Consider the following 23,274-nt stretch of genomic DNA (forward strand, 5'->3'; position numbering starts at 1 on the left):
CGTCGCTTTATTTGTCGTTTAGGGGTTTGTCTCTTAACGCGCGCCAGACGCGCTCTGGAGTCAATGGCAGTTCCTTCAACCGGATTCCCCAGCCTTGGAACAGAGCGTTGGCCACGGCGGGCGCCGCAGGCAGGATTGCTCCTTCGCCGCCGCCACGAGATCCGAATGGGCCGGGTCCGTCACCGCTCTCTATCAGGGTGGTTCCAACCTGATCGGGCAGTTCTTCCATCGTGGGCACCTTGTAGTCAAAGAGTGTCCCGTTCACGACCTGGCCGTCTTCGTAGATGTATTCCTCTGATAGTGTGTGGCCCAGCGCCATTACCATGGCGCCTTCATCCTGGCCTTCGGCGGCCTTGGGATTAATCACGTGGCCTAGGTCGGCGGCACCGCCCGCCCTCAAGACCTTGATGGCACCGGTTCCTTCATCAAGGGCTATTTCAAACGCCCCGGCCCCCGTCTCCCAGAACAGCGGCTGCAGTTTGAAACTGCCGTCCTTGGTGTTGGGATTGACGCGGCCGACACCCAGGAACTCGCCCGCGGCCATGCCGTTGAAGCGCCGCAGAAGCTCCATCAATGCCATAGAGCCCTGCGGCCCTTCGATTGCGCCGTCCACCAGTTTGTAGTCGTCCGGGTTTCCACCCAGCACTTGGGCAGCGGTGTCGCGCACTTGGCGCACGATGTCTTCGCATGCCATTTGCACGGCCAGGCCTATGATGACTGTCGAGCGGCTGGCTCCGGTGCCCCAGTCATATGGAGCCTGCAAAGTGTCCGGCTGCGCGACAGAGATCATGCGCAAAGGCTGGTTCAGGGTCTGGGCGGCAATAATGCGAAGCACGCCACGGCTTCCTTGCCCGATTTCAACCGTATTCGCCGAAACATTCACGGAGCCGTCAGCGCGCAGGCGAACGATAGAGCCGCCGATCGGCATGATTCCGGGATCAGTCGCTCCCACAGCCACACCGACCCCGCGCCGCCCTTCGTGACGGGACTCGGGCAAATTCTTGAGCGTGTCGAGCGCCGCGCGCAGCGACCGCCGCATATCGACGTCGATCGGCCGCAGATCGTGCTTCAGGGTCTGGCCTTTTTCAGCCAGGTTGCGCATCCTGAATTCGACCGGGTCATAACCCATGGCATCGGCAATGATGTCCATCTGCGACTCGGTAGCCCATACAGCCTGCGGGCCCCCGATAGACCGGAATGCGGCGCCCGGTACCGTGTTCGTGTAAACGCCTACGGCCTCGAGTCGAAGATTGGGTATGTGATACGGCCCGATCGCCCGGATCGCGGCCTTGACGGCGATGGCGGGCCCGGTATCCGCGTACGCGCCCCCGTTCAGCACGGCGCGCACCGACTTCGCAACGATTCTGCCGCTTTTATCTACAGCCGTCTTGAGCGCCACCTCGGCGTCAAGGCGGCGGCAGGTCAGCATCGACTCGGCGATCGTCAGGCAGACCCGAACGGGCGCCCGTGCCTTCCATGACAGTGCCGCCACCAGGGGATCGATCTTTACCGATGCCTTTCCGCCGAACCCGCCCCCGACATAAGGAGAATGCACCCTGACGCAGGCCAACGGTATGCCCAGGATTTCTGAACAGACACGCTGGATAGCGGTGGGGGTCTGGCCTCCGCTCCAGATCTCCAGCGAGTTGGGCTTCCAGTCTGCGATGCAGACGTGCGGCTCCATCGCATAGTGGAAAACCATGGGAAAAGTGAAAGTATCCTCAAAGATCCGGACGTCGCCCTGGAACACGCGATCGACGTCGCCACTTTCATAGGCCCATTGCTGGAACTGGTTGGTTCCCTCGACTGGCGTGCAATGCCCTCGAAAATAATAGTCCTTGAGGACATCCATATCCTCGTGGACCAGTGCGGCGCCTTCGGCAAGCGCCTCTTGCGCCGTTGTCGAATGCGCCAGCGTCTCATAGGTGACAACGATAGCATCGACGGCTTCTTCTGCCGTGGCCTCGTCGATCGCGGCCACCGCGGCAACAGGGTCGCCGACGTAACGTACTTTTTCCAGCGCAATGACCGGACGATCGCGCAACGATAGTCCCCACCGGATCTCGGCACCCGGCAGGTCTTTGAGGTCGTCGCCTGTCAGGATGGCCACAACGCCCGGAATTGCAAGTGCCGCGCTCAGGTCCAGCTTCGCAATGCGAGCGTGCGGCACGGTGCTGCGCAGGATCTTGCCGTGCAGCATGTTCGGTATGGCGATGTCGCTCGCGTAGACTGCCGCGCCCGTGACTTTTTCAAGATAGTCTGAGCGGGGCTCGGTGCTGAGCGAAAACAGAGGCTTGGAATGCATGAGAAGGCCGGGGTTTTAGTTTTCGAGCGAGATCTTCGAACGCGCGATCACGTCCGTCCACAATGCGGTCTCGGCGGCTTGCCGCTTTACAACGTCTTCGGGCGTGCTGGACGCGGCTTCGACGCCCACAGCGCCCAAGCGCTTCTTGACCTCTTCCGAAGCCATCGTCTTGGCGATTTGCGGCACGACCTTGTCGATGACGTTCTGCGGCACACCCTTGGGCGCATAGAGGGCAAACCAGGTAACAACGTCGAAGCCCGGAAGCACGGTTTCAGCCAACGTGGGAACGTTGGGCAAGGCTTCGGATCGCTTTGCCGTCGTGACGGCAAGCGCCTTCAACTTGCCGGACTTGATGTAGGCCAGCACCGCAGGCCCCTGCTCGATCGCCATGACGACCCGATCAGCGATCAGGTCGATCACCATGGGGCCGCTACCCTTGTATTGCACCGGGAACACATCGACGTCGGCGCGCTGTTTGAAGAGTTCCATGAACACGTGCTGCGAGGTGCCGGCTCCGGCGGACCCGTAGCCATATTTGCCGGGGTTCTTCTTGAGGTAGGCAATTAATTCCTGGATGGAGTTGACTGGCAGCGTCGCGGGCACAACCACGTACGACGGATTGAATCCAAGAATGGAGATAGGCTCGATCTTCTGGTAGACGCCGCTCATTCGTTCGCTGAGCAGCGGCAGCACGGAAAACATGGAAGACGCGCCGATCAGCATCGTGTAGCCATCAGGCGCCATCCGGGCTGCGTAGTCCGCACCAATGATCCCCGACGCGCCTGCGCGATTCTCGACCACGACCGACTGGCCCAGCTCGTCTAGACCTGCCGCGACCGAACGGGCGTACAGATCAGTGGCTCCACCCGGCGGATAGGGTGCGATGAGTGTGATGGGCTTGTCCGGATACTGCTCGGCGTTGGCTGCGCCCATCAAACAAAGGCCGCCAAAGGCCAGGCTTGCGAAAAGCTTCTTCCAGCTTACGTTATGCATCTTGGGTACCCCTGGGAAGTTATAGGACGCAGCTGACGAGTTGCAGCCTCGTGTTCTGTTAAGAGGAACCATATTCTGCCTAGCAGTACGATACAATGTCAACTAGGATATGCACTAGATTGAGTGAACAAATGTCGGAAGCTCCGGATAATGATGTAAAAGCGGGAGGCGTTGCCGCAGTAGAGCGGGCGATTGCTATACTCAACGCCTTTCGTGCGGGCGACAGTTCCTTGTCGCTGAATGAAATCGCTCGCCGAACCAAGATGTACAAGAGCACTATCCTGCGCCTCTTGGCAACGTTGGTGCAGGAGCATTGCATCGTGCGCTTGGACGACGGAAACTATCAACTAGGTTCGATGCTGTTGCACTGGGGCGGGCTTTACCAGTCTGCGCTGCGTCTGGACGATCATGTGCCACCGATTTTGCGTCGGCTTGTTCAGGAGACTGAAGAGGGGGCGTCTTTTTTCACTCGCGAGGGCAACCACCGCGTCTGTCTTTTCCGGGTGGACTCGCCGCGATCGATCCGGGACCATATCCGAACCGGCGACCTTGTGCCGCTCGACAAAGGAGCGGCAGGCCGGGTGCTGATGGCGTTCGACCCGGCGATCACTCCTCGATCACAGGCTCCCGTGCAGCCCTACATTATTACTATCGGCGAGCGCGAGCCAGATATTGCTGCAATCGCGGCACCCGTATTCGGCCCTCAGAAAAATCTGCGCGGGGCCCTAGCCATCTCCGGGCCGGCTGCCCGATTCTCTGCGGAGTTGATTTCGGCCATGTCCGTGCGCTTGTTGGCAGCCTCGGCCGATCTGACGCGCCGACTGGGTGGTGATGCCACTATATTCGATAGTTGGCGTCCGGCGGACAGCTCCGTCGCATTGGGTGAGTCGGCAGACTAGGGCGATCCCACCGGTCGTTCAAGCGTGGTGAGCGACCCGCATTGCTGGGTGAATGACGTCGCCGTCTTTCAGAATCTGTGTTCCGTCTAACCAAAGGTTGCATCGGCGCATAGGCAAGTCCAGGTGGCAAGCCGTGTCGTTGTCTCCTCCCACTTCCAGGTTTGGCCCCAGAGAAAAAAGTACATTGCCATAGAACGACAACGCGTTCATCACATGTTCGGCCGGCAATTGGCGTGTCACCGAGAACTGGTACCAACACGCTTTCTCGTTGAGCCCCCAGCCTATGTGTGAAATCGCATAGGCCCGGTCATCACTGAAGCTCTTGATGTAGCTATCGATCAGTTGTGCATCAACGCCCGCGCCTGATATGTCCACGACATTGCCATTTCTTATCTTCAATGTCACCGGCGACTCAACATACTTCTTGAACGCGCAAAGAATATCGCCTGGCTGCAACACGACCGTGCCGTTGACGCCGCCATCATTACCCTGTGTGAAAGAAAATCCCGACGGGAAGTGATCCCAACGGCCAGGCTCATAGGTGTAGCCATATTCTGAAATCACAGGGTACTGGCCCAACTGGTAGGTGACGTCTGTGCCCGCATCAGAGGTGAACCGAAGCTCTCTTGCTTGCTCCAGCATTTCCTTGGCGTATTCGACGCGACGCCGCAAATCTTCGGTAGGGAACATCTGCTTTAATATGTGAAAGGGTTCCATTACGCGAAGAATACGTACGCCGGCGGCCTGGATTTCCGCCTGCTCGCGCGAGAATAAGAGGCCAACCATATCGATTACCATGTCCGCCGACTTGAGCGTCCGCATCGCGAGTTCATTTCCCACGACAGGATGCCGCCCTTGCACACCCACCGCGTTTTGCTGACCGCGGCGGACATTCAGATTGAAGGTCGTTGCTTCCAGACTTTGGGCCGCGGCCATAAAGGCATTTGCGTTCTCTTGCCATTCATCGTCGGCGGTCAGTACTACGACCGTTTCTCCCGATTTAACGCCGCATAGCCTCAATTCTTTCGTGAACAGATCCAGTACTTCCGCGTCCAGTTTCAATTGCTGTTCCTCTCGATAGTCTGATGATGCTGGGCAAGAATATGGCCCAACGCCTGTTTGAATGCTTCAAAGTTCTCGGCCTGCATCTGGTGGCCTACGCCGGATAGGCGCGCGACCGAGATATCGCTGCGCAACTGATGCATCTCCGTGACATCTGCGTCGGAAACGACCCCACCTTCGCCCGCACAGAGCATCGAAAGTGGTTCTTTCGTTTGCGCGAGATCAGCGAAAAGATCTTCATTATGAAAATCGTCGTAGGCAATGTGCACAGCGCGCTCGTCACAAGTAGCCAGCCATTCCGCACGCAGCTGCTGCAGTTTGCCTGGCCATGGGGCGGCTCCACTTTGTTGCATCCACTCGAGCGCTTCACCACGATGGGCCGCGCGTAACAAGGCCAGGGTTCTGGACTTCGGCACTGGATAGGCTCTCCGACCAGGGCCGCTAGTGGGGGGGTCAATCAGCACGAGTGCGCCGAAAAGCCCAGGTGATAGCGTGGCAGCGCGGAGCGCGATTCGTCCACCCATGGAATGACCCACCACGATGGGTTGTTTCATACCCGTGGTCTGAACGAACGCGACTATATCGTAGGCGCAGGCAGTTACGCCGTAATCCAAATGTGGGCCGCTTTCGGATAGTCCACGTCCTCTTACGTCTAGGATACGGCAGTCATATTCTTCACAAAGCCGTTGCCCAACGTGACGCCAGAGAGCGGCCGGACTGACGATGCCCGGGATAATGAGCACGCTGCGGCCAGCGCCGGCGAAATGCAAATAGTGCTGGCGAATACCGTTCGCACGCACATGCGCTCCTGTTCCCGTATTCACGTCACCCTCCTTTTTGGCTAGTTGCCACCGTTGTCTGTCTGCCTTCGACCGGCCACCTTGTCACAGCGAAAAAAGAATAGTGGTGCGTCAGGCAGAATCATATTCTATCAGCAGGAATTTTCAGGTCAATCCGGATATTCGCACCAATGAGTAGGTGAATCATGTGATGTACTGGAATAGCGGGTGCAACCAAGCACATGCGGCGTCGGTGCCGACTCGTGCGGGCGATGCAGATGCGCTGTTTCTGCCCGCCAGGGAGAGGGGAGGCGATGGGCGAAGAGGTCGCGGGGTCGAGTCCCTCCTGATGCAACAGCGAGCCTACACGTTCACGCAGCGCGGCACCACGCTGTTTCACAAAGAACACTAGCGGCCGCGCGACGGTTTCGAACATCGTCTGCTGGGGGTTGAGGGCAAGATCGGGATTCTGGTGGATCTACTGCAGGCGTCGGCGTTGGTCGGCGTTGCGGTGTAGGACATCAGCGCTGGCGCTTTCTCCGGCGATCCGAAACCGCCCCTGGCTCGGTTGGACGAGGCCGCAGATCACCTTGGCGAGTGTGGACTTGCCGGTACCCGAGGGCCAGGTCAGCGATACGCCTTCAACCTGCAGGGCGCGGGCTGCGCGGCAGGACTGGGCAGCTTGGTGCGCGTTGGCGCCTGGGCCTGGAACAACTGGCGAGTGTAAGGATGTTGTGGATCGGCTAGCAGGGGCGCGGCTTGGTCGCTCTCTACGACTTGGCCGTGACGCAGGACGAGCAGGTAGTCGGCCAGTCCAGCCATGGTTGGCAGATCGTGGCTGATGTAGAGCGCGGCGGTTCTCATGGCCGTCAGGGCGTGGTGGACGGCGGCAAGCACCTGTGTTTGTGTTTGCGGGTCCAGGGCCATAGGGGGTTCGTCGAAGACGATTAGGGTGGGCTAGCTACACGAAGCCATGGCCGTCATCATGCGCTGAAGCTGGCCGTCAGAGACTTCGTGTGGATAACGTTGGCCCAGACCTTCGGCGTCTTCCAGGCCGAGCAGGCGCATCAGGTTCCAGGCGCGTTCCCTGAGCAAGCGCGCCCCGGCAGGGGTAAGGTGCAGTTTGGGCGGTATACGCATGAAAAGCAGCACACCAAGTTGATCCTCCAGATCGCCGATGGTCCGCGGCAGCGGAGTGGAGTCGATGGGGACACGCTCGGCAGCGCGTCGAAAACTCAACTCCTCAGCGACCGCAATGAAGTATTGAAGATGGTACAGCTTCATCATTCGAGCTTTCTGCAAACCAGAGTTGGCCTTTGAGAACCGCCAAAATAGACATCGTGATGAAACTCCGTAACTCATCGAAAAGCACGTCGTGGCCCCTACGAACGAGAAACTCACTGTGACATCAAGAGACCACCTGCCGCCTGGTTTCACTAGTACATTTCGGTTGGCAGCGCATTCACGCTCTCGGCACCGTCCACGATGCTGTCGCGAACGCCAGGGGCGCGGCTGAGGATGTGGTCGGCGTAGAAGCGTGTGGTGGTGATCTTGCTTTGCATGAAGCCGGCGTCCGTGCCCTGGGCCAACTGGTCTTCCGCCACGATCAAAGTGCGCGCCATCTGCCAGCCCGCCACCAGGTTGCCCGCGAGCATGAGGTAGGGCACGCTGCCGGCGAAGGCGGCGTTGGGGTTGGACTTGGTATTCTCGGCGATGAATTCGACCACGTCGACAAAGGCTTCGCGTGCGGCCTTCAGGCGCATGTGAACGGCCTTGGCGTTCGCGCTGCTGCGCTTTACCAGTTCGGCCTCGGTCTTTTCTATCTGTGCAGCGATGGCCTTGGCGCCGGTACCGCTGTCGCGCGCGGTCTTGCGGCCCACGAGGTCGTTGGCCTGAATCGCGGTCGTGCCTTCGTAGATGGTGAGGATCTTGGCATCGCGGTAATGTTGCGCCGCACCGGTCTCCTCGATGAAGCCCATGCCGCCATGCACCTGCACGCCCAGGCTGGTCACTTCCAGACTCATCTCGGTGCTGTAGCCCTTGATCAGCGGCACGAGGAACTCGTAGAACGCCGCGTTCTGCTTGCGCATGTCGGCATCCGGGTGGTGGTGCGCGGCGTCGTAGGCCGCAGCGGCCACGCTGGCCATGGCGCGGCAACCTTCGGTGAACGCGCGCATCGTCATCAGCATGCGCTTGACGTCGGGGTGGTGGATGATCGGCGCCGCGGTGCTCATCGAGCCATCGACCGGGCGGCTCTGCACGCGATCCTTCGCGTAGTCCACGGCCTTCTGGTAGGCACGTTCGGCGATCGCGATGCCCTGCACGCCCACCGCGTAGCGCGCGGCGTTCATCATGATGAACATGTACTCCAACCCACGGTTTTCCTGGCCCACGAGATAGCCAACGGCCCCGCCATGGTCACCGTACTGCAGCACCGCCGTCGGGCTGGCCTTGATGCCCATCTTGTGTTCGATGCTCACGCAGTGCACGTCGTTGCGCGCGCCCAGCGAGCCGTCCTTGTTCACCATGAACTTCGGCACCACGAACAGGCTGATGCCCTTCACGCCTTCCGGCGCCCCTGTCACGCGAGCGAGAACGAGGTGCACGATGTTCTCGGCCATGTCGTGCTCACCGTAGGTGATGAAGATCTTGGTGCCGAACACCTTGTAGCTGCCATCGGGTTGCGGTTCGGCCCGGCTGCGCACCGCCGCGAGGTCGGAGCCGGCCTGCGGTTCGGTGAGGTTCATGGTGCCGGTCCACTGGCCACTCACCAGTTTATGGAGGTAAGTGGCCTTCAGATCGTCGCTGCCCGCCGTCAGCAAGGCTTCAATGGCACCATCGGTCAGCAGCGGGCAAAGCGCAAAACTCATGTTGGCGCTGTTGAGAATTTCACCGCAGGCTCCGCCGATGGTCTTGGGCAGGCCCTGGCCGCCGAAGTCCACCGGGTGCTGCAACCCCTGCCAGCCGCCTTCGGCGTATTGCCGGAACGCGTCCTTGAAGCCCGGCGTGGTGGTGACCACGCCGTCCTTGAAGGACGAGGGGTTTTTGTCGCCTTCGAAGTTCAGCGGAGCAATCACGCCCTCGTTGAGCTTGGCGCACTCTTCCAGCACGGCTTGCGCGGTGTCCAGTCCGGCGTCCTCGAAGCCCGGCATCAGCGCGATCCGGTCAATGCGCGCGAGGTGCTCGATGTCGAACAGCATGTCCTTAAGGGGGGCGACGTAGTTCATCCAATTTTTGCTTCTAGAGCAACTCCAAAATAGTGTGTGAAGCGCGGCCCCGCATATCAGCACAAGCCGGCCGGCTAAAAAGTCGGGCGTCGGGTATGGCCTCTAACATCCTACTGGCAGTCAGAGCAGTTCAACTCAGCAGGGTTAGCTCAGCTTGCCCATCTTTTCATGTGCATCCACCAACTGCGCTAGAAGCCTCATAAAAACGACGCGATCTTCTGGCGATAGCGGTTCGACGAGCAGTTCTTGAGAGCGATGGATGCTCTCTTGCAAGTCATTTATCAGGTTTAGTCCCTCCTTTGTGATGACCGAAAGTCTTGACCGACGATCGTCAGGATTTACTCTGGTTTCGACCAACCCTTTCTCGACCAGCCGTTTGAGTACTTCCGCTGTCGTTGTCCGGTCCAACGAAAGCTCTCGGCCAATGGTTTTCTGATCAAGCCAAGGGTTCATCGAAAGCGCCGTCAGCATGCCGACCTGTAGGGGCGTGATGCTCTCGGACTTGCACAGATCGAAAAAAATTGCCTGCCCAATCTGGGTCAACCGACGAATCAAAAAGCCCGGGCGACGCCACATGACATGGCGCAATGGGCTGAAAGTCTCGGGGCCAGGGAGTTTTGTCGCAACGTTGGAGCCGACTGTCTGCTTGTTCTGAACGGGAGAACGCTTTTTCATCATCTCGATATCGCCGATAGTGTCATTTGGCGAGTTTAACGATTCTCTCCATAGTGGCTGGAAAACCAAGCAGCATTCGAAGTGCAGCTACAGAAAATCGACCTGCAGGTACTCTCCCAGTAGGCGATAGAAATTCTCCTCGTCATCCCACGGGATCATGTGGCCGGCAGCAGAGACCGTGCATTGCTGCAGGTCAGGCGCGAGTACTTCGATTTCGGCCAAGTCCTCCGGGAGTAGGACACCGCCTTGCCCCGCCGTCATGAGAAGTCCAGGTGTCCGCAGCTTGGGCAGATCTGCGTGTATATCGTCTTCGTGAAAGCCCGCGTGTGCTTGGACGATCGCCTCCTCGCTGCACGTGTGAAGCCATTCGGCCCGCAGTTGCAGGTGCTCCTCTTTCCAGGCCGGAGCATAGGGGCGAAGCTCTTCTGCCGTGACTCCCTTGATAGCCAACCGGATCGACTCTACGTACCATGACAGCGGCACTGGGTACGCCCGGCGACCTGGACCAGACATGGGGGGATCGATAAGCAACAGCTTATCTATGCGCCGTGGGTCGCGCGCCGCGGCGCGAATTGCAACGCGAGCTCCCATAGAGTGCCCTAGCAGCAACACGGATGACCACCCCAGAACGTCCATCAAATCAAGCACGTCAGTCGCCATCGTGTCGAGGTCTGCGTCCATTCCTGGTGAGCTGAAGGACAAGCCACGACCACGAAAGTCAAGCACATGGACGTCGTACTGCCGAACAAGCCTCTCGGCGACGAAACCCCAAGTGACCGCAGGGCTCGTGATCCCGGGCAACAATAGCAAGCGAGGGCCCTGCCCTCCATAGCGCAGAAGGTGCAGACGCACACCGTTGGCGCGCACGTGATACCCATGAAGAAAGGAACTCATTCGGACTCCTAGGTGGTCCACTCGCCTGGGCCTTTTGATATCAGGCAAGCCTTGGGACAGATGTAATGAAGCGCTGGACCTTCGTACCAAGAGGGTGCCTCCTCCTGCACCCGGCACGTGTCGCCCTAGCCTCGTGGAGGCATTCCAAACCAGCCACGGATGTGATTCCAGAGCACGCTCAACATCATTCCCGCGATCGAGACCGTAGGCTGCGGCTCGTTGGAAACAACGGCTTCGCCACCCAGCCTGCGGGTAATCTGCTTGCCAAAGTCCGCCACCATACGGCGCACGAAGTCCTTGACGAGGCCAGAGCGGGAGAACTGGGCAAGCGGACCCTGCAACGCATAGACCATGTCCACGTGAACTCGGGTGTTGTCGGCCGACAGAGCTTCCAGGCGATAGGTGATATCCCCTTGGGTGCGCGACTTGCTCAGACTGTCCTGGCCTGCGCCGCGAAGGACGGCACGCTTGGCGGCGTCGTCACGCTGCAGGCGCGCGGCGCCAACAAAAGCGGCCGACATCGGACCAAACTTGATGGAGATGCTCCCCCGGACCTTCTCCTCTTCGTGCGAATCGACGGTTGCGCCGGGCAGACACGACGCGACTGCAGGCAGGTCGCCCATGAACGCCCAGACCTGGTCCACGGCATAAGGCACATCGAAATGGACTTCGATCGCGTTGCCCTTGGCTTTGGCTTTGGCCATCGCCACCGGATCGACTTCCGCCAATTCCGCAGAAGTGGCCCCGTTCACAGAGGGTGACTTGCCCGGAGCGTGCGTGGGCACGTCGTTCGACACAGCAGCCGCGAGCGGTTTCACCGTGGCCATTCGCGGCGCACTCAATCTTTGCCGCAGTTGTTCAAATTCCACATTTGGCGCATCGCGCTGCTGTTGCAGCACGTCCAGAATGGCATCCACGATGCCCTGGTACCCGGTGCAACGGCACAGGTTCCCGGACAGTTCCAGGCGCACCCGCGCTTCGTCGGCGTCGGGCAGACGAAGCACGATGTCGCGGGCCGTGGTCAGCATTCCGGGTGTGCAGAAACCGCACTGCAGCGCGTGATGGCGAGTGAACGCTGGCCGCAGCAGCCGCATGACCGGATCGTCGTCGTAGCCCTCGATGGTGGTGACTTCCCTGCCTTCGCATGCCACGGCGAACGTGATACACGAGCGCGTGGGCTGGCCGTCGACAAGCACCGTGCACGCGCCGCAGACGCCGTGCTCGCAACCGAGATGGGTACCGGTCAACCGCAGTTCATCGCGCAGGAAGTCGCCGAGGTGCATCCTGGGCTCGGCCTCCCGTCGGAAACTGCGGCCATTTACGTGGATGGAGATAGGGTCCAAGTCTCTTACTCCGCTTGCTTCAGATCGGCAAAGATGCCGGACTGCTCGAGGGCACGCTCTACGCAGGCCGTGAAGAGCTTCAGATCGATGGCATCGCGTTCGGGGAGAGCGGTGCAGACAGCGGCCCGCAGTTGCTCACGCCCCGCGGCGGCGCTGCCCTTGGCCGCGATGTTGGCCGCGAGCCCTTCCAGCAGAAGAGGAGGGCCGTCGGCAGCCCCCAGCACGATCCGTGCACGCGCGTGCGATGCATCGAAATAGACCGCCGCACTCGCTTCGGCAAATTCGCCCGGCTTGCGGCAGACCTTGTGATAGCCCCAATGCGACGTCGGCGTCTCTGACGGCACGGAGACAGAGACGATCAACTCATCGGACTCCAACACGGTCGTGTACGCGCCGAGCATCAGCGCATCGGCCTCGATCGTGCGTTCACCGCGCGGCGACTGAGCCACGATGCGTGCACCGAGTGCCGAGAGCGTGACAACCCAGTCGGCGGCGGGATCGGCATGCGCCAGACTGCCGCCGACGGTGCCGCGGGTGCGGATCGCCCGGTAGGCGATGCCGCCTGCGACCTGGCGCATGGGGTGTGCCGCCAGCGGCTCGTGTACGCCATCTTCTATCTCGGCGTGCGTGACGGCGGCACCGATCTCAACCCAGCCAGCCTTACGACGGACGGTGCGCAGACCTGGGATGTCAGAAACGTCGACCACCTGCGCGGGGCGTGCCAACCTCAGGTTGAGCATGGGCCCGAAGGACTGGCTTCCGCCCATGGCTTTGGCGGTGCCACCTCCCGTCGCCAGCACCGCGAGGGCGTCACTCACTTCGAGAACCCGGGTGTATGCAAAACGAGGAGCTTTCATTGGGCGCTCTCCTGTCCCAGCGTCGATTTTTCAAGGGCCTTGAGCAAGCGGCGTGGCGTCAGCGGTGTCATCAGTACTTCGGCGGCGCCCGTGCCGATCAACGCATCATTCACGGCGTTGAAGATCACCGCAGGCGGCGCGATCGCCCCCCCCTCGCCCACACCCTTCGCACCAAAGTCCGTGTGAGGCGAAGGGGTCTCGAAGTGTTCGATGCGGATGCGCGGCACTTCCGTAGCGCCGGGAAGGATGTAGTCAGCAAGGGTGGAAGCCAAAGGCTGGCCTTGCTCGTCGTAAGGACTCTCTTCGTACATGGCCGTGCCGATGCCCTGTGCGATGCCTCCGATGGTCTGTCCCTCCACGATCATCGGGTTGACCATGGTGCCGCAGTCTTCGACCACCACATAGTCCAGGATCTCCACCTCGCCCGTCTCCGTGTCGACGGCGACCACCACGGCATGCGTGGCATAGGTAAAGGTGCCGGTGTCGACGTTGGGCTTGTACGCACGAGACACTTCCAGCCCACCCAGATGAACGTTCGCCGGCAGGTCTTGGGGCGTGAGGTACCACACCCGCCCGACCTCGGAAAGGGGAATAGACTTCTCGCCAGCGACGGCGCACCCTTCGATCAAGGCAACCGCGCTCGGCTCCACGCCCATGAGGTATGCCGCAATCGACTGGATGCGGGGCAACAGCTCCTTGCACGCGGTCGATATGGCCCCACCGGACATGACCGTTGCGCGAGAGGCATAGGTTCCAGAGGAGAACGGTGTCAGCGCCGTATCACCATGCACGACCCGGATTCTGGCGACTGGAATGCCGAGCACGTCGTTGGCAATCTGCGCAAAGCTGGTCTCCATGCCCTGCCCATGCGAATGCACGCCGACGCGCACTTCGAGCCCGCCATCCGCAGTCATCCTGATCATCGCTTGATCAAAACCGGGCACCACAGGCAGCCCCCAGTTGGCGAACACCGTGGTGCCGTGGGCAGACTGCTCGGTGTATGTAGCCGTGCCGAAACCGATTCGGCGTCCGTCGGGCTCTCCACGCGCCTGCCGCTCGCGGACGGCCTCCAGTCCGATCATCTCCACTGCGCGCCGCAGGCTCGCAGGAAAGTCGCCGCTGTCGAAGTGTTTGTTGGCCACGTTGACGTAGGGCATGGCAGCGGCCGGGACCAGATTCTCCATCCGGACTTCCCAGGGCTCGCGACCGACTTCACGCGCCACCGCGTCCATCAGCAGTTCGATTGCGAAGCAGACACCGGTGCGCGCCACGCCGCGATAGGCCATAAACCCCGGCTTGTTGGTTGCGACACATAAGGTTTCGCAACGATAGCCGCGAAAGGTATACGGACCGGGCAAGTTGCCGATCGCTTGGCCAGGCTCCAGGCCGACGAAAAAAGGGTAGTAGGAATAGGCGCCGCCATCGATGGTGATGACCGCGTCCAATGCCAGGAGTTTTCCTTTCCGATCGGCATAGGCCGTGAGCTGGTAGTGGTGCTGCCGCGTGTTGGCACCGACGATCAGATGCTCGCGCCGATCTTCGAGGTAGCGGAACGGCGTACGATACGTCTTGGCCAGCCAGGCGATGCAAAGATCTTCCGGGTAGAGCTGCCCCTTGTAGCCAAAGGCACCCCCGACGTCAGGTGACACTACCCGCACAGCCTCTTCATTCATCGAAAGATGCTGTGCAATCCCTATACGCAGCAAATGCGGCACCTGGGTCGCGCTGACCACCACAAGCTGCTCGGTCTGGAAGTCCCAGTAGGCCAACACCGACTTGCCTTCCAGCGGCACGATGCACTGGCGCGACAACTCCACCGTACGGCTGACCTTTACCTCGGCCTTCGCGGCCAACTCATCGAAGTCGCGATTCGCTCGGAGCGTGAGAAATCGATTGTCTTTCCACCCGGGGTGCATAAATTCTCCGGTGGCTGCGAGGGCCGAATCCACATTGTGATAGACGGGCAGCTCTTCATACGAGACCTGAACGTCTTCGAGTAGGTCTTCCGCCACGGCTCGGGTGGGGGCCACCGCCATCGCGATGGCCTCTCCGACGTGGCGGACCCTGCCAGAGGCCAGCGGCGGCAACGCCGAGTACTGATACGTGGGTATTGAAGAGGGGGAGCCGATGTCTGTCGCGTCCGCCATCATCTCGCGCAGGAACACCTTACCGGCGAGCGCTTCCGGAATCTCAACGCCGGTGATGGAGGCGTGCGCCAGAGGACTGCGCAGAAATGCTACCTCCTGCATGTCGGGCAACACGAAGTCCCCCACGAAGTTGCCTTTGCCCACCAGATGGCGCGCGTCTTCTTTGCGAGGTACCCGGGCACCTATGCCCTCCCGCTTCAACAGCCTCGCCGGAATGTCTGCTTGGTCCATGTGTTTCCTTTCCTTCACCAATGTCCTTGTGTCGGCCGGCACTGAATGGGTCACCTGCGCAACCACCCTGCGGGACCTCTGACGCTGCATCGGGATGCCCTCTTGAAGTGATCAGCCACAGAAGGCCCGGACACTACACGCAGCCCCTTCGATGCAAGCTCGATTTTCATCGAGAAAGGCAATATATGTAAGTTCACTTTCATAAATATATGCCTGAAGGCCGTACATGTAAAGCAGGCGGATGCTAATAGCAATTTAGCCTCATACCGATCTCCATAGTGGGACTACTTGTCTATGAAAATCGCAAATATTTAGGCACAAGAAAGAACCTAGTTGCTCAGTATGGTGCATCGCATCACAGTACAAACCCGCACTTGAATACATAAAGAAATCACATTAATGTGCAAGCACACTGACTAGTTTTTTTGGTGCTTTAATTACGGGAACAAAGTCATGGATTGGATCAAGGTCGCCTGGGCGCAGGAGCTCAGCAACGATGAAGCGAAGACTGTCAATGTGGCCGGTCATGGCATCGCGCTGTACCGCATTGACGACGAGTTCTTCGCCACGGACAGCATGTGCACACATGCCACGGCGTTGCTGTCAGAGGGGTACGTGGAAGACGGTTGTGTGGAATGTCCCCTGCATCAAGGTCGATTCGACATTCGCACCGGTAAGGCCATGTGCGCGCCGGTCACCGTGGACCTGCGCATCCACACCGTGAAACGAGAAGGCGACGACATCTACGTGTTGTCGCCCGCAAGCAAATGACGTCGCCAGGCGTTGTCATCGTCGGCGCGGGCCAGTCTGCGGCAGTCGCGGCGCACACCCTGCGCGAGCAGGGCTACCGAGGTTGCATCACGATGCTCGGTCGTGAACGCCACAGACCGTACGAGCGGCCACCCTTGTCCAAGGCTGTCCTGACAGACATAGAAGAGCCCAGGCTCGAGGTGCTCACGGAAGACGCCTGGGTGCGCAGCGATATCGAACTTCTGAGCAACAGCGAAGCGGTTGCCTTGGATCTGCGGCGTCGCCATGTCTGCCTCGCCGACGGTCGGGTGCTCGGGTACGAAAAGTGCCTGATCGCCACAGGCGGGGAAGCCCACACACTGCCCTTTGTCCCCACCGCTCATCCCCGCGTACATCACATCCGTACGCTCGATGACGCACGCCGGCTACGTGCGTCCCTTCAGCTCAGGCCCGAGGTCGCGATTCTGGGTGGTGGCTTCCTGGGTCTCGAGGTCGCCCACTCTGCGCTCTCTGCAGGCGCATCGGTCACGGTTTTCGAGCGCGCGGCCTCTCTGCTAGATCGCTTTTTGCCATGCGAGGCGTCAGCTTGGCTGGAAGCCCGTATGCGGGATGCCGGTGCAAAACTCATGCTCGGGGCCTCCCTCAGCGACGTCCGTGCGTCGCCCAGAGGTCGCATGCACTTGATCACAGGCGCCGGGGCTCTGGAGGTGGACGACTTGATCGTAGCGGTCGGCCTCTCGCCCAACGACTCGCTGGCTCGCGAAGCGGGGCTTGAGGTAGCAGTGGGGGGTGGGATTCTGGTAGATGCGTCCTGCCGTACCAGCGACGAACACGTATTCGCATGCGGCGATTGCACCAGCCAGCAACGCCCGGGCCAGACGGTGCCAACGCGCCTGGAGTCCTGGCAAAACGCGAACGAGCAGGCGCGCACCGCCGCTGCCGCCATGCTCAGCGCCCCTCTTCCCGTGCCCGCAGTGCCGTGGTTCTGGACCGACCAAGGACAACACAACATTCAGGTACTCGGTCTGCCCGCTCCCGATCTTGAATACGTGCGCCGCGGAGACCTGGCCAGCGACAAGGTGATGTGGATCGGCCACCGGAGCTCGGTTCCTCTGCACGGCGTGGCCATTAATGCTGGCTCCGATCTGCGAGCCATCCGCCCTCTTTTCGAACGTGGCCAGCCTTTGCAGTGGGAGGACTTTCCACTGGACACAACCAACCTGCGCGCATGGGTCAAGCAGATGCAAGCCCACGCCAGCGCGACCGTTTAACCCTCTCTCATCGCCAAGGAACTTCCATGTATCAATCGCAGGCGGTCATCGGCATCACGAATGCCCGTAAGAACCCGCCACTGGAGCAGTGTGTCTGGCCCGCGGATGCCCTGAACAACATTCCAGACTGGGTCTACACCAGCCAGGCCATCTATGACCAGGAGATCGAACGCATCTTCCGCGGAGACACCTGGAACTTTGTCGCTCTGGAAGCAGAAATTCCAAACCAAGGCGACTACAAGCGCGGTTACGTCGGCGCCACGCCCGTCGTGATCGTCCGCGCGGAGGACAACACGATCTCTGTTTTCGAAAACCGGTGTGCCCATCGCGGTGCCGAGTTCTGCCGTTCCAGCCAAGGAAATACGAAGGAATTCGTCTGCCCCTATCACCAGTGGTCGTACGACCTCAAGGGGAACCTACAAGGCGTCCCTTTCAAACGCGGCATCAACAAGGTCGGCGGCTTGCCGGCGGATTTCGAGAATGCAGACCACGGCACCCGTCAGTTGCGTGTGACGACACGAAACGGCGTGGTGTTCGCCACGTATTCCGACAAGACGCCTCCGTTGGAGGAGTACATGACCAAGGAGATCGTCGAGGAGTTCGATGTCGCCTTCTCGGGCAAGAAACTCAAGATCCTCGGATATTGCCGCAACGAGCTTCCGTGCAACTGGAAGATGTACCACGAGAACCTCAAGGATCCGTACCACGCGACGCTGCTGCACTCGTTCCTCGTGGTGTTCGGCCTGCTGGTGCCTGGCATCAAATCGACTGTGGTCGCAGACAAGGTTCATGGTCGCCACGGCTTCATGGCCTCGTCCAAACCCGACGAGATCTATGCAAAGGTGGCCGAGGACGACAAAGCGGAGATGCGATCCTTCAGCGACGACCTCAGGTTGCGCGACGAACGTTTCCTGGACTATGTGCGGGAGTTCAAGTCGCCCTGGTCCGCCAACATGATGACTCTGTGGCCGAACCTGATCGTACAGCGCCAGATGAACACCATGGGCGTGCGCCAGATAATTCCGAACGGCCCCAACAGCATGGTGATGCAGTGGACCATGTTCGGCTACGAAGATGACACACCGGAAATGACGCGACACCGCCTGCGCCAGGGCAACTTGATGGGTCCTTCGGGTTTCCTCGGTCTTGAAGACAACGAGGCTTTGAAGTTCGTGCAAGAGGGTCTGCGCAACTCTTCAACAGACAACAACGTCGTCAAGCTTGATGCCGGCCACGAGGGTTCGGCGCGCAACCTGATCTCGGAGTCCTGCATTCGGTCCCTCTACCAGTACTACCGGGAAGTCATGGACATCCGTGTCGCGGAGAAAGCAGCATGAAACAGCGGCTCGCCTACGCCAGATCCATGGTGTCACCCCAGCGCGCGTCAGAGCTGCGCGCCGAGATCGATTCCTTCCATGTCGAGTATTGCGCCGCCCTCTACGCGAACGATGTCGAATGCTGGCCCGACTTCTTCACCAAGGAAGCTACCTACCGCATCACCTCGCGCCACAACGCCTTGCTGAACATGCCCGTGGGTCTCGTGTACTGCGAAGGCCTGGACATGATCATCGACCGCGCCCTGGCCGTAGCGCACTCGCAGATGTTCGCACCGCGGCACATGCTGCATGTGCTCGGCATCACGCGGGTGCTGAAGGAAGCCGACCACACGGTCAGCTCGCAGACGCCGTTCATCTTGATGCAGACCCTTGTCGAAGGCCCCTCCACGGTGCACCTGTCAGGCATTTATCACGATCGTTTCGTACGCGAGGATGACCGGCTGCTCCTTGCCAGCCGCGAAGTGGTGTACGACACAGAAATTCTTGACACCGACTTGGCCTATCCAGTCTGAACCTACCTAGGATTACCATGAACAAAACTCCGAAAATCGCGCTGGAAGAGCACTTCTCCGCTCCAGGATTCGGCGAGTACTCTGCTAAATACACGGGAGCACTGCCGACTGAATTGGTCGCCAAGCTCGACGCCAAGTTGACCGATTTCGATGATCAGCGCCTTCAAGATATGGACGCGGGAAATATCGAATACGTCGTTCTGTCGCAAACGATGCCCGGTGTGCAGGCCGAGACAGATCGCGACACCGCCGTCCGGCGAGCGCGCGAGAACAACGAGTTCCTGGTCGAGCGCGTGGCACGCCATCCGCGACGTTTCGGAGCCTTCGCCCACGTGGCACTGCAGGATCCCACCGCCGCAGCCGACGAGCTGGAACGCACCGTCGTCGAGTATGGTTTCAAGGGCGCAATGATCAATGGTCACACCTTGGGGCGCTACTACGAAGGTGCAGAATTCGATGTGTTCTGGGAGCGCGCACAAGCGCTCGGCGTCCCTATCTACCTCCACCCCAACGCGTTCAGCAAGCCGCCAGCACTGCTGGAGGGCATGCCGGTACTTCAGGGAGCCGCGTGGGGATGGGGCGTGGAAACGGCAGGTCATGCGTTGCGCCTGTTATTCGGAGGGGTGTTCGACCGATTCCCGCACCTGAATCTTCTTCTTGGCCACATGGGCGAGGCTTTGCCGTACCAGCGATGGCGTCTCGACAGCCGTTTTGCCGCGTATCCGTCGGGCATCAAGCTGGCACGCAAGCCCAGCGAGTACATCGGCACCAACATCCTTATCACCACGTCTGGCGTGTGCTCTGCTTCGGCATTGGCCGGTGCGATAGGCGAACTCGGGGCTCAGGCAGTGTTCTTTTCGGTGGACTACCCATACGAGTCGACCGCCGAAGCCTGCACCTTTATCGAGGAAGCACCGCTGACCGACCGAGTACGTGCATTGGTGTGCCATGGCAATGCGCGCAAGCTCTTCAAGTTGGGCAACATGGAGGAGCTTGCGCTCCTGCAGGTCTAACACTCCAAACTAAAGGACGAGAAAATGCCAGTCAGCGATTATCAATTGATCAAGGCTTGGGACGAAGTTCTGAAGCTCAGCAAGGTGGAACGTGGGCAGAAGGTTTCGATCCTGTGCGGCCCCCACACGCACCCGCAGACGCTGCAGACCGCGACGATTGCCGCGCAGGCAGCCGGCGCGGTCGTCACCAAGATCGAGCTGCAGCCCATCAACGCGGAGAAAGCAACCAGCCGCGACCGGATGAACTACTTGGGTGAAACACCCCTCACGAACAATCCAGTTGCACTCGCAGCAATGAAAAATAGCGATCTCGTCCTTGACTTGATGGTGCTGTTGTTCTCTCCCGAGCAGCTGGAAATTCTTGAGTCCGGAACAAAGATTCTTTTGGTCGCGGAGCCACCCGAGGTGCTGGTGCGGGCGATTCCGACTGAGGACGATCGCAAGCGTGTGTTGGCTGCATCGACGCTCCTCAGAAAGGCGAGAACGATGCACGTGACGTCGGCGACTGGCACGGATGTGACTTTCCAGCTCGGAGATTTCCCGACCATCTGCGAGTACGGATTTTGCGAGAAACCCGGGCGCTGGGATCACTGGCCAAGCGGCTTCCTTTTTACCTTCGCCAACGAAGGCGGCAGCGACGGCACCATCGTGGTCGATCGCGGCGACATCCTTCTGCCACAGAGGAACTACGTCTCGGACAAGATCACATTGAATTTGCGGGACGGTTTCGTGCGAAGCATTGAAGGTGATGTCGATGCTGCCATGCTGCGCGAATTCATGGAGGCCTACAACGATCCCGAAGCCTACGCTATCGCGCACATCGGCTGGGGGATGCAGCCACGCTGCTACTGGCACACGCTGTCGCTGATGGACCGCGAGGCGACAACAGGTCAGGACGCGCGCGCGTTCGAAGGCAACTTCTTATTCTCGTTAGGTCCAAACAACGAGGCAGGTGGACCTCGCACAACGCCTTGTCACCTCGACATTCCCTTGCGCAACTGCACAGTGAGGCTCGATGACATCGTCGTGGTTCAAGATGGCAAAGTCATTGACGAGGCCTTTCAATGAGCCCCGATCAGGACATCTACCAAAAGCAAGGTTTCGGCAACGCCCTCGCGCTTAAGGCGCCGTTCGGCCTGCTGATAGTCGACTTCGTCAATGGATTCGCCGATCCGCTCACGTTCGGCGGAGGCAACATAGCCCCTGCCATCGAACGCACTCACGGCCTTTTGATGGCGGCAAGAGACCGCAGCTGGCCGGTCGCGCACACGCGAGTTGTGTATCAAGACGACGGAGCCGACGCAACCATCATGGCGCTCAAGGTCCCGTCTCTCCTAACCCTGCGTGAGCACGCACCAGAAAGCCAAATCGTCTCACAGCTTGAACCTATCAGTGGCGAGTTGGTGCTGCGCAAGACTAATCCTTCTGCATTTTTCGGTACTTCGCTGGCGGCCTGGCTGTCTCAACGCGGCGTGAAAACGTTGTTGATTGCGGGCTGCACGACCAGCGGCTGTGTCCGCGCCAGCGTGGTTGACGCTATGTGTCACGGATTCCGCCCTCTCGTTGTCACTGACTGCGTGGGCGATCGATCCCTACAGGCTCACGAAGCCAATCTGTTCGATATGAAACAAAAGTATGCGACCTCGATGCCCCGCGATGTCGCTTTAGAGGCGACTAGCACGAAAGAGCAAAGCGTGTCGCCCTGACACCCCGCCTCTCACCCGTAATTCCCGCCTGCCAGAACCTCGGCGCACTCCGTGCCGGCCCCCCCCTACCTCATGGAGGATCAGATGACCATCAAGCTCGTCGCCGCAGTTGCGGTATCCCTTGCGACCATCGCGTTCCCAAGTTGGGCCGACGTCATCAAAGTTGGTGTTATCGCCCCCATGTCGGGACCATTCTCCGCAGTTGGCCAAACGTGGGAAGGTGCAATCAAGGCGTATCAGAAGCTCAATGGAACAACGGCGGGAGGCCACACGGTCCAGGTCATTTTTCGCGATCTTCCTGAAATCAACCCCGCGCAAGCCAAAGCATTGGCGCAGGAGCTCATCATCAAAGAGGGCGCCCAGTACATCGGCGGCCTCTACTTCACGCCCGATACATTGGCCGTAGCGGCGCTCGCGCGAGAGGCCAAGGTGCCTGTCGTGATATTCAACGCATCAACATCTTCGCTTCTCGAGAAATCGGACTACCTTTTGCGAACTTCGTACACCCTGCCACAGATGGCAGTGCCCGTCGCCAAGTACGCACTGGAGAAAGACGTCAAAAATGTTGTTACGCTGGTCAGCGATTTCGGCCCAGGTCTCGATGCAGAAAAGGCCTTCACCACCGAGTTCGTCAACGGCGGAGGAAAATTGCTCGAAGCGATCCGCGCCCCGCTGAAGACGACTGACTTCGGCCCCCTGATGCAACGCGTGAAGGCGCTCAAGCCCGATGCGCTCTATGTCTTCGGCCCGAGTGGCCCCGCCACCTACGCAATGGTTAAAGCCTACAACGAAGCAGGCTTGAGGGCTGCGGGCGTGCGCTTTCTCGGCACTGCCGAAACCGATGAAGATCAATTGCGCGCGATCGGTCCGGACCTGCTCGGCATCGAGACCGGCTTGTTCTATTCGGCATCACACGACTCGCCATTGAACAACGTCGTCATCAAGACCTTGGGCGAAGTGGCACCCAAGGCTATCCCGACCGTTCAGTTGGTGAACGCATTTGACGGCTTGCATGTGATCTATCACATGGTCGAGGCAACGGATGGCAAGCGCGATGGCGCCAAGGCCCTGGCGGCCGCCAAGGGCTTTTCGTGGAAAAGCCCCCGTGGTCCTGTGAAGATCGATCCGGTCTCCCGCGATTTTGTGCAGAACGTCTACATGCGCGTGGTTGAGCAAGATGCTTTAGGCCGATACGTCAACCGGGAGTTCCGGACTTTCGAGATGCAACCCGACTACGGGCGCATTCAGAACGCGTCCAAGTAACCCCAGGACG

The 23,274-nt window shown here is 60.0% G+C and carries 22 protein-coding genes; 9 read left to right on the plus strand and 13 right to left on the minus strand.

Annotated elements, in window-relative coordinates:
• Positions 1-7 precede the first annotated feature (7 nt).
• Both ACNA0J_RS03310 and ACNA0J_RS03315 read right to left on the minus strand, forming a co-directional pair.
• The gene (locus ACNA0J_RS03310; RefSeq protein ID WP_415816342.1) at positions 8-2,305 is read right to left on the minus strand and encodes a xanthine dehydrogenase family protein molybdopterin-binding subunit; all 2,298 of its coding nucleotides are present in this window, start codon (positions 2,303-2,305) and stop codon (positions 8-10) included.
• Positions 2,306-2,320: 15 nt separating this feature from the next.
• On the minus strand, positions 2,321-3,298 hold the full coding sequence (locus tag ACNA0J_RS03315; protein WP_415816344.1) for a Bug family tripartite tricarboxylate transporter substrate binding protein: 978 nt from the start codon (positions 3,296-3,298) through the stop codon (positions 2,321-2,323).
• Positions 3,299-3,429: 131 nt separating this feature from the next.
• Between ACNA0J_RS03315 and ACNA0J_RS03320 the strand changes: the two genes are divergently transcribed.
• Positions 3,430-4,197, plus strand: a complete 768-nt coding sequence (locus ACNA0J_RS03320; protein ID WP_415816346.1) for an IclR family transcriptional regulator — start codon at positions 3,430-3,432, stop codon at positions 4,195-4,197.
• Positions 4,198-4,215: 18 nt separating this feature from the next.
• Here the strand turns inward: ACNA0J_RS03320 and ACNA0J_RS03325 are convergent, their stop codons facing one another.
• From ACNA0J_RS03325 to ACNA0J_RS03375, 11 genes are all read right to left on the minus strand, one after another.
• The gene (locus ACNA0J_RS03325; protein ID WP_415816348.1) at positions 4,216-5,259 is read right to left on the minus strand and encodes a M29 family metallopeptidase; all 1,044 of its coding nucleotides are present in this window, start codon (positions 5,257-5,259) and stop codon (positions 4,216-4,218) included.
• Positions 5,256-6,059, minus strand: coding sequence for an alpha/beta fold hydrolase (locus ACNA0J_RS03330; RefSeq protein WP_415816350.1), 804 nt, complete (start codon positions 6,057-6,059; stop codon positions 5,256-5,258). The genes ACNA0J_RS03325 and ACNA0J_RS03330 overlap by 4 nt, the downstream gene beginning before the upstream one ends.
• Positions 6,060-6,516: 457 nt before the next feature.
• Positions 6,517-6,627: a hypothetical protein gene (locus tag ACNA0J_RS03335; RefSeq protein WP_415816352.1), complete on the minus strand. Its 111-nt coding sequence runs from the start codon at positions 6,625-6,627 to the stop codon at positions 6,517-6,519.
• 38 nt (positions 6,628-6,665) lie between these two features.
• Positions 6,666-6,965 (minus strand): hypothetical protein, encoded by a 300-nt coding sequence (locus ACNA0J_RS03340; protein ID WP_415816354.1) that lies wholly within the window; start codon positions 6,963-6,965, stop codon positions 6,666-6,668.
• 30 nt (positions 6,966-6,995) lie between these two features.
• Positions 6,996-7,325 (minus strand): LysR family transcriptional regulator, encoded by a 330-nt coding sequence (locus ACNA0J_RS03345; protein ID WP_415816356.1) that lies wholly within the window; start codon positions 7,323-7,325, stop codon positions 6,996-6,998.
• A gap of 149 nt (positions 7,326-7,474) precedes the next feature.
• A complete protein-coding gene (locus tag ACNA0J_RS03350; RefSeq protein WP_415816358.1) occupies positions 7,475-9,265 on the minus strand; it encodes an acyl-CoA dehydrogenase in 1,791 nt (596 codons plus the stop codon).
• A gap of 144 nt (positions 9,266-9,409) precedes the next feature.
• A complete protein-coding gene (locus ACNA0J_RS03355; RefSeq protein ID WP_415816360.1) occupies positions 9,410-9,943 on the minus strand; it encodes a MarR family winged helix-turn-helix transcriptional regulator in 534 nt (177 codons plus the stop codon).
• A gap of 84 nt (positions 9,944-10,027) precedes the next feature.
• Positions 10,028-10,834: an alpha/beta fold hydrolase gene (locus tag ACNA0J_RS03360; protein ID WP_415816362.1), complete on the minus strand. Its 807-nt coding sequence runs from the start codon at positions 10,832-10,834 to the stop codon at positions 10,028-10,030.
• A 125-nt stretch (positions 10,835-10,959) separates the two neighbouring features.
• A complete protein-coding gene (locus tag ACNA0J_RS03365) occupies positions 10,960-12,117 on the minus strand; it encodes a xanthine dehydrogenase family Fe-S subunit (RefSeq protein ID WP_415816364.1) in 1,158 nt (385 codons plus the stop codon).
• A gap of 65 nt (positions 12,118-12,182) precedes the next feature.
• Positions 12,183-13,034 (minus strand): FAD binding domain-containing protein, encoded by an 852-nt coding sequence (locus tag ACNA0J_RS03370; protein WP_415816366.1) that lies wholly within the window; start codon positions 13,032-13,034, stop codon positions 12,183-12,185.
• Positions 13,031-15,412: a xanthine dehydrogenase family protein molybdopterin-binding subunit gene (locus ACNA0J_RS03375; RefSeq protein ID WP_415816368.1), complete on the minus strand. Its 2,382-nt coding sequence runs from the start codon at positions 15,410-15,412 to the stop codon at positions 13,031-13,033. Before ACNA0J_RS03375 ends, ACNA0J_RS03370 begins: the two co-directional genes overlap by 4 nt.
• 453 nt (positions 15,413-15,865) lie before the next feature.
• Between ACNA0J_RS03375 and ACNA0J_RS03380 the strand changes: the two genes are divergently transcribed.
• The 8 genes from ACNA0J_RS03380 to ACNA0J_RS03415 all read left to right on the plus strand — a co-directional run bounded on the left by ACNA0J_RS03380 (position 15,866) and on the right by ACNA0J_RS03415 (position 23,264).
• Positions 15,866-16,183, plus strand: coding sequence for a non-heme iron oxygenase ferredoxin subunit (locus tag ACNA0J_RS03380; protein WP_415816370.1), 318 nt, complete (start codon positions 15,866-15,868; stop codon positions 16,181-16,183).
• On the plus strand, positions 16,180-17,433 hold the full coding sequence (locus ACNA0J_RS03385; RefSeq protein ID WP_415816372.1) for an NAD(P)/FAD-dependent oxidoreductase: 1,254 nt from the start codon (positions 16,180-16,182) through the stop codon (positions 17,431-17,433). Before ACNA0J_RS03380 ends, ACNA0J_RS03385 begins: the two co-directional genes overlap by 4 nt.
• Before the next feature lie 26 nt (positions 17,434-17,459).
• Complete coding sequence (locus ACNA0J_RS03390) at positions 17,460-18,770, plus strand: aromatic ring-hydroxylating oxygenase subunit alpha (protein ID WP_415816374.1); 1,311 nt, start codon at positions 17,460-17,462, stop codon at positions 18,768-18,770.
• On the plus strand, positions 18,767-19,282 hold the full coding sequence (locus ACNA0J_RS03395) for an aromatic-ring-hydroxylating dioxygenase subunit beta (protein WP_415816376.1): 516 nt from the start codon (positions 18,767-18,769) through the stop codon (positions 19,280-19,282). Before ACNA0J_RS03390 ends, ACNA0J_RS03395 begins: the two co-directional genes overlap by 4 nt.
• A 17-nt stretch (positions 19,283-19,299) precedes the next feature.
• Entirely contained in the window at positions 19,300-20,295 is a 996-nt protein-coding gene (locus ACNA0J_RS03400) for an amidohydrolase family protein (RefSeq protein ID WP_415816378.1), read from the plus strand.
• Positions 20,296-20,319: 24 nt separating this feature from the next.
• Positions 20,320-21,363 (plus strand): M29 family metallopeptidase, encoded by a 1,044-nt coding sequence (locus ACNA0J_RS03405; protein ID WP_415816380.1) that lies wholly within the window; start codon positions 20,320-20,322, stop codon positions 21,361-21,363.
• Positions 21,360-22,001 carry an isochorismatase family protein gene (locus ACNA0J_RS03410; RefSeq protein ID WP_415816382.1) on the plus strand — a complete coding sequence of 214 codons (642 nt, stop codon included), beginning with the start codon at positions 21,360-21,362 and terminating at the stop codon, positions 21,999-22,001. Before ACNA0J_RS03405 ends, ACNA0J_RS03410 begins: the two co-directional genes overlap by 4 nt.
• An 84-nt stretch (positions 22,002-22,085) precedes the next feature.
• Positions 22,086-23,264, plus strand: coding sequence for an ABC transporter substrate-binding protein (locus tag ACNA0J_RS03415; protein ID WP_415816384.1), 1,179 nt, complete (start codon positions 22,086-22,088; stop codon positions 23,262-23,264).
• The last annotated feature ends 10 nt before the right edge of the window (positions 23,265-23,274 follow it).

Source organism: Bordetella tumbae (assembly GCF_965139195.1).
In the GTDB taxonomy this organism is placed as follows: domain Bacteria; phylum Pseudomonadota; class Gammaproteobacteria; order Burkholderiales; family Burkholderiaceae_B; genus Bordetella_A; species Bordetella_A tumbae.

Bases quoted from the DNA above. Each gene is read 5' to 3' on its own strand.
- ACNA0J_RS03340 (WP_415816354.1), bottom strand. From the start codon at position 6,965: ATGGCCCTGGACCCGCAAACACAAACACAGGTGCTTGCCGCCGTCCAC.
- ACNA0J_RS03400 (WP_415816378.1), top strand. From the start codon at position 19,300: ATGAACAAAACTCCGAAAATCGCGCTGGAAGAGCACTTCTCCGCTCCA.
- ACNA0J_RS03375 (WP_415816368.1), bottom strand. From the start codon at position 15,412: ATGGACCAAGCAGACATTCCGGCGAGGCTGTTGAAGCGGGAGGGCATA.
- ACNA0J_RS03320 (WP_415816346.1), top strand. From the start codon at position 3,430: ATGTCGGAAGCTCCGGATAATGATGTAAAAGCGGGAGGCGTTGCCGCA.
- ACNA0J_RS03380 (WP_415816370.1), top strand. From the start codon at position 15,866: ATGGATTGGATCAAGGTCGCCTGGGCGCAGGAGCTCAGCAACGATGAA.
- ACNA0J_RS03360 (WP_415816362.1), bottom strand. From the start codon at position 10,834: ATGAGTTCCTTTCTTCATGGGTATCACGTGCGCGCCAACGGTGTGCGT.
- ACNA0J_RS03365 (WP_415816364.1), bottom strand. From the start codon at position 12,117: ATGCACCTCGGCGACTTCCTGCGCGATGAACTGCGGTTGACCGGTACC.
- ACNA0J_RS03390 (WP_415816374.1), top strand. From the start codon at position 17,460: ATGTATCAATCGCAGGCGGTCATCGGCATCACGAATGCCCGTAAGAAC.
- ACNA0J_RS03370 (WP_415816366.1), bottom strand. From the start codon at position 13,034: ATGAAAGCTCCTCGTTTTGCATACACCCGGGTTCTCGAAGTGAGTGAC.
- ACNA0J_RS03355 (WP_415816360.1), bottom strand. From the start codon at position 9,943: ATGATGAAAAAGCGTTCTCCCGTTCAGAACAAGCAGACAGTCGGCTCC.
- ACNA0J_RS03345 (WP_415816356.1), bottom strand. From the start codon at position 7,325: ATGATGAAGCTGTACCATCTTCAATACTTCATTGCGGTCGCTGAGGAG.
- ACNA0J_RS03395 (WP_415816376.1), top strand. From the start codon at position 18,767: ATGAAACAGCGGCTCGCCTACGCCAGATCCATGGTGTCACCCCAGCGC.
- ACNA0J_RS03410 (WP_415816382.1), top strand. From the start codon at position 21,360: ATGAGCCCCGATCAGGACATCTACCAAAAGCAAGGTTTCGGCAACGCC.
- ACNA0J_RS03310 (WP_415816342.1), bottom strand. From the start codon at position 2,305: ATGCATTCCAAGCCTCTGTTTTCGCTCAGCACCGAGCCCCGCTCAGAC.
- ACNA0J_RS03385 (WP_415816372.1), top strand. From the start codon at position 16,180: ATGACGTCGCCAGGCGTTGTCATCGTCGGCGCGGGCCAGTCTGCGGCA.
- ACNA0J_RS03405 (WP_415816380.1), top strand. From the start codon at position 20,320: ATGCCAGTCAGCGATTATCAATTGATCAAGGCTTGGGACGAAGTTCTG.
- ACNA0J_RS03415 (WP_415816384.1), top strand. From the start codon at position 22,086: ATGACCATCAAGCTCGTCGCCGCAGTTGCGGTATCCCTTGCGACCATC.
- ACNA0J_RS03315 (WP_415816344.1), bottom strand. From the start codon at position 3,298: ATGCATAACGTAAGCTGGAAGAAGCTTTTCGCAAGCCTGGCCTTTGGC.
- ACNA0J_RS03350 (WP_415816358.1), bottom strand. From the start codon at position 9,265: ATGAACTACGTCGCCCCCCTTAAGGACATGCTGTTCGACATCGAGCAC.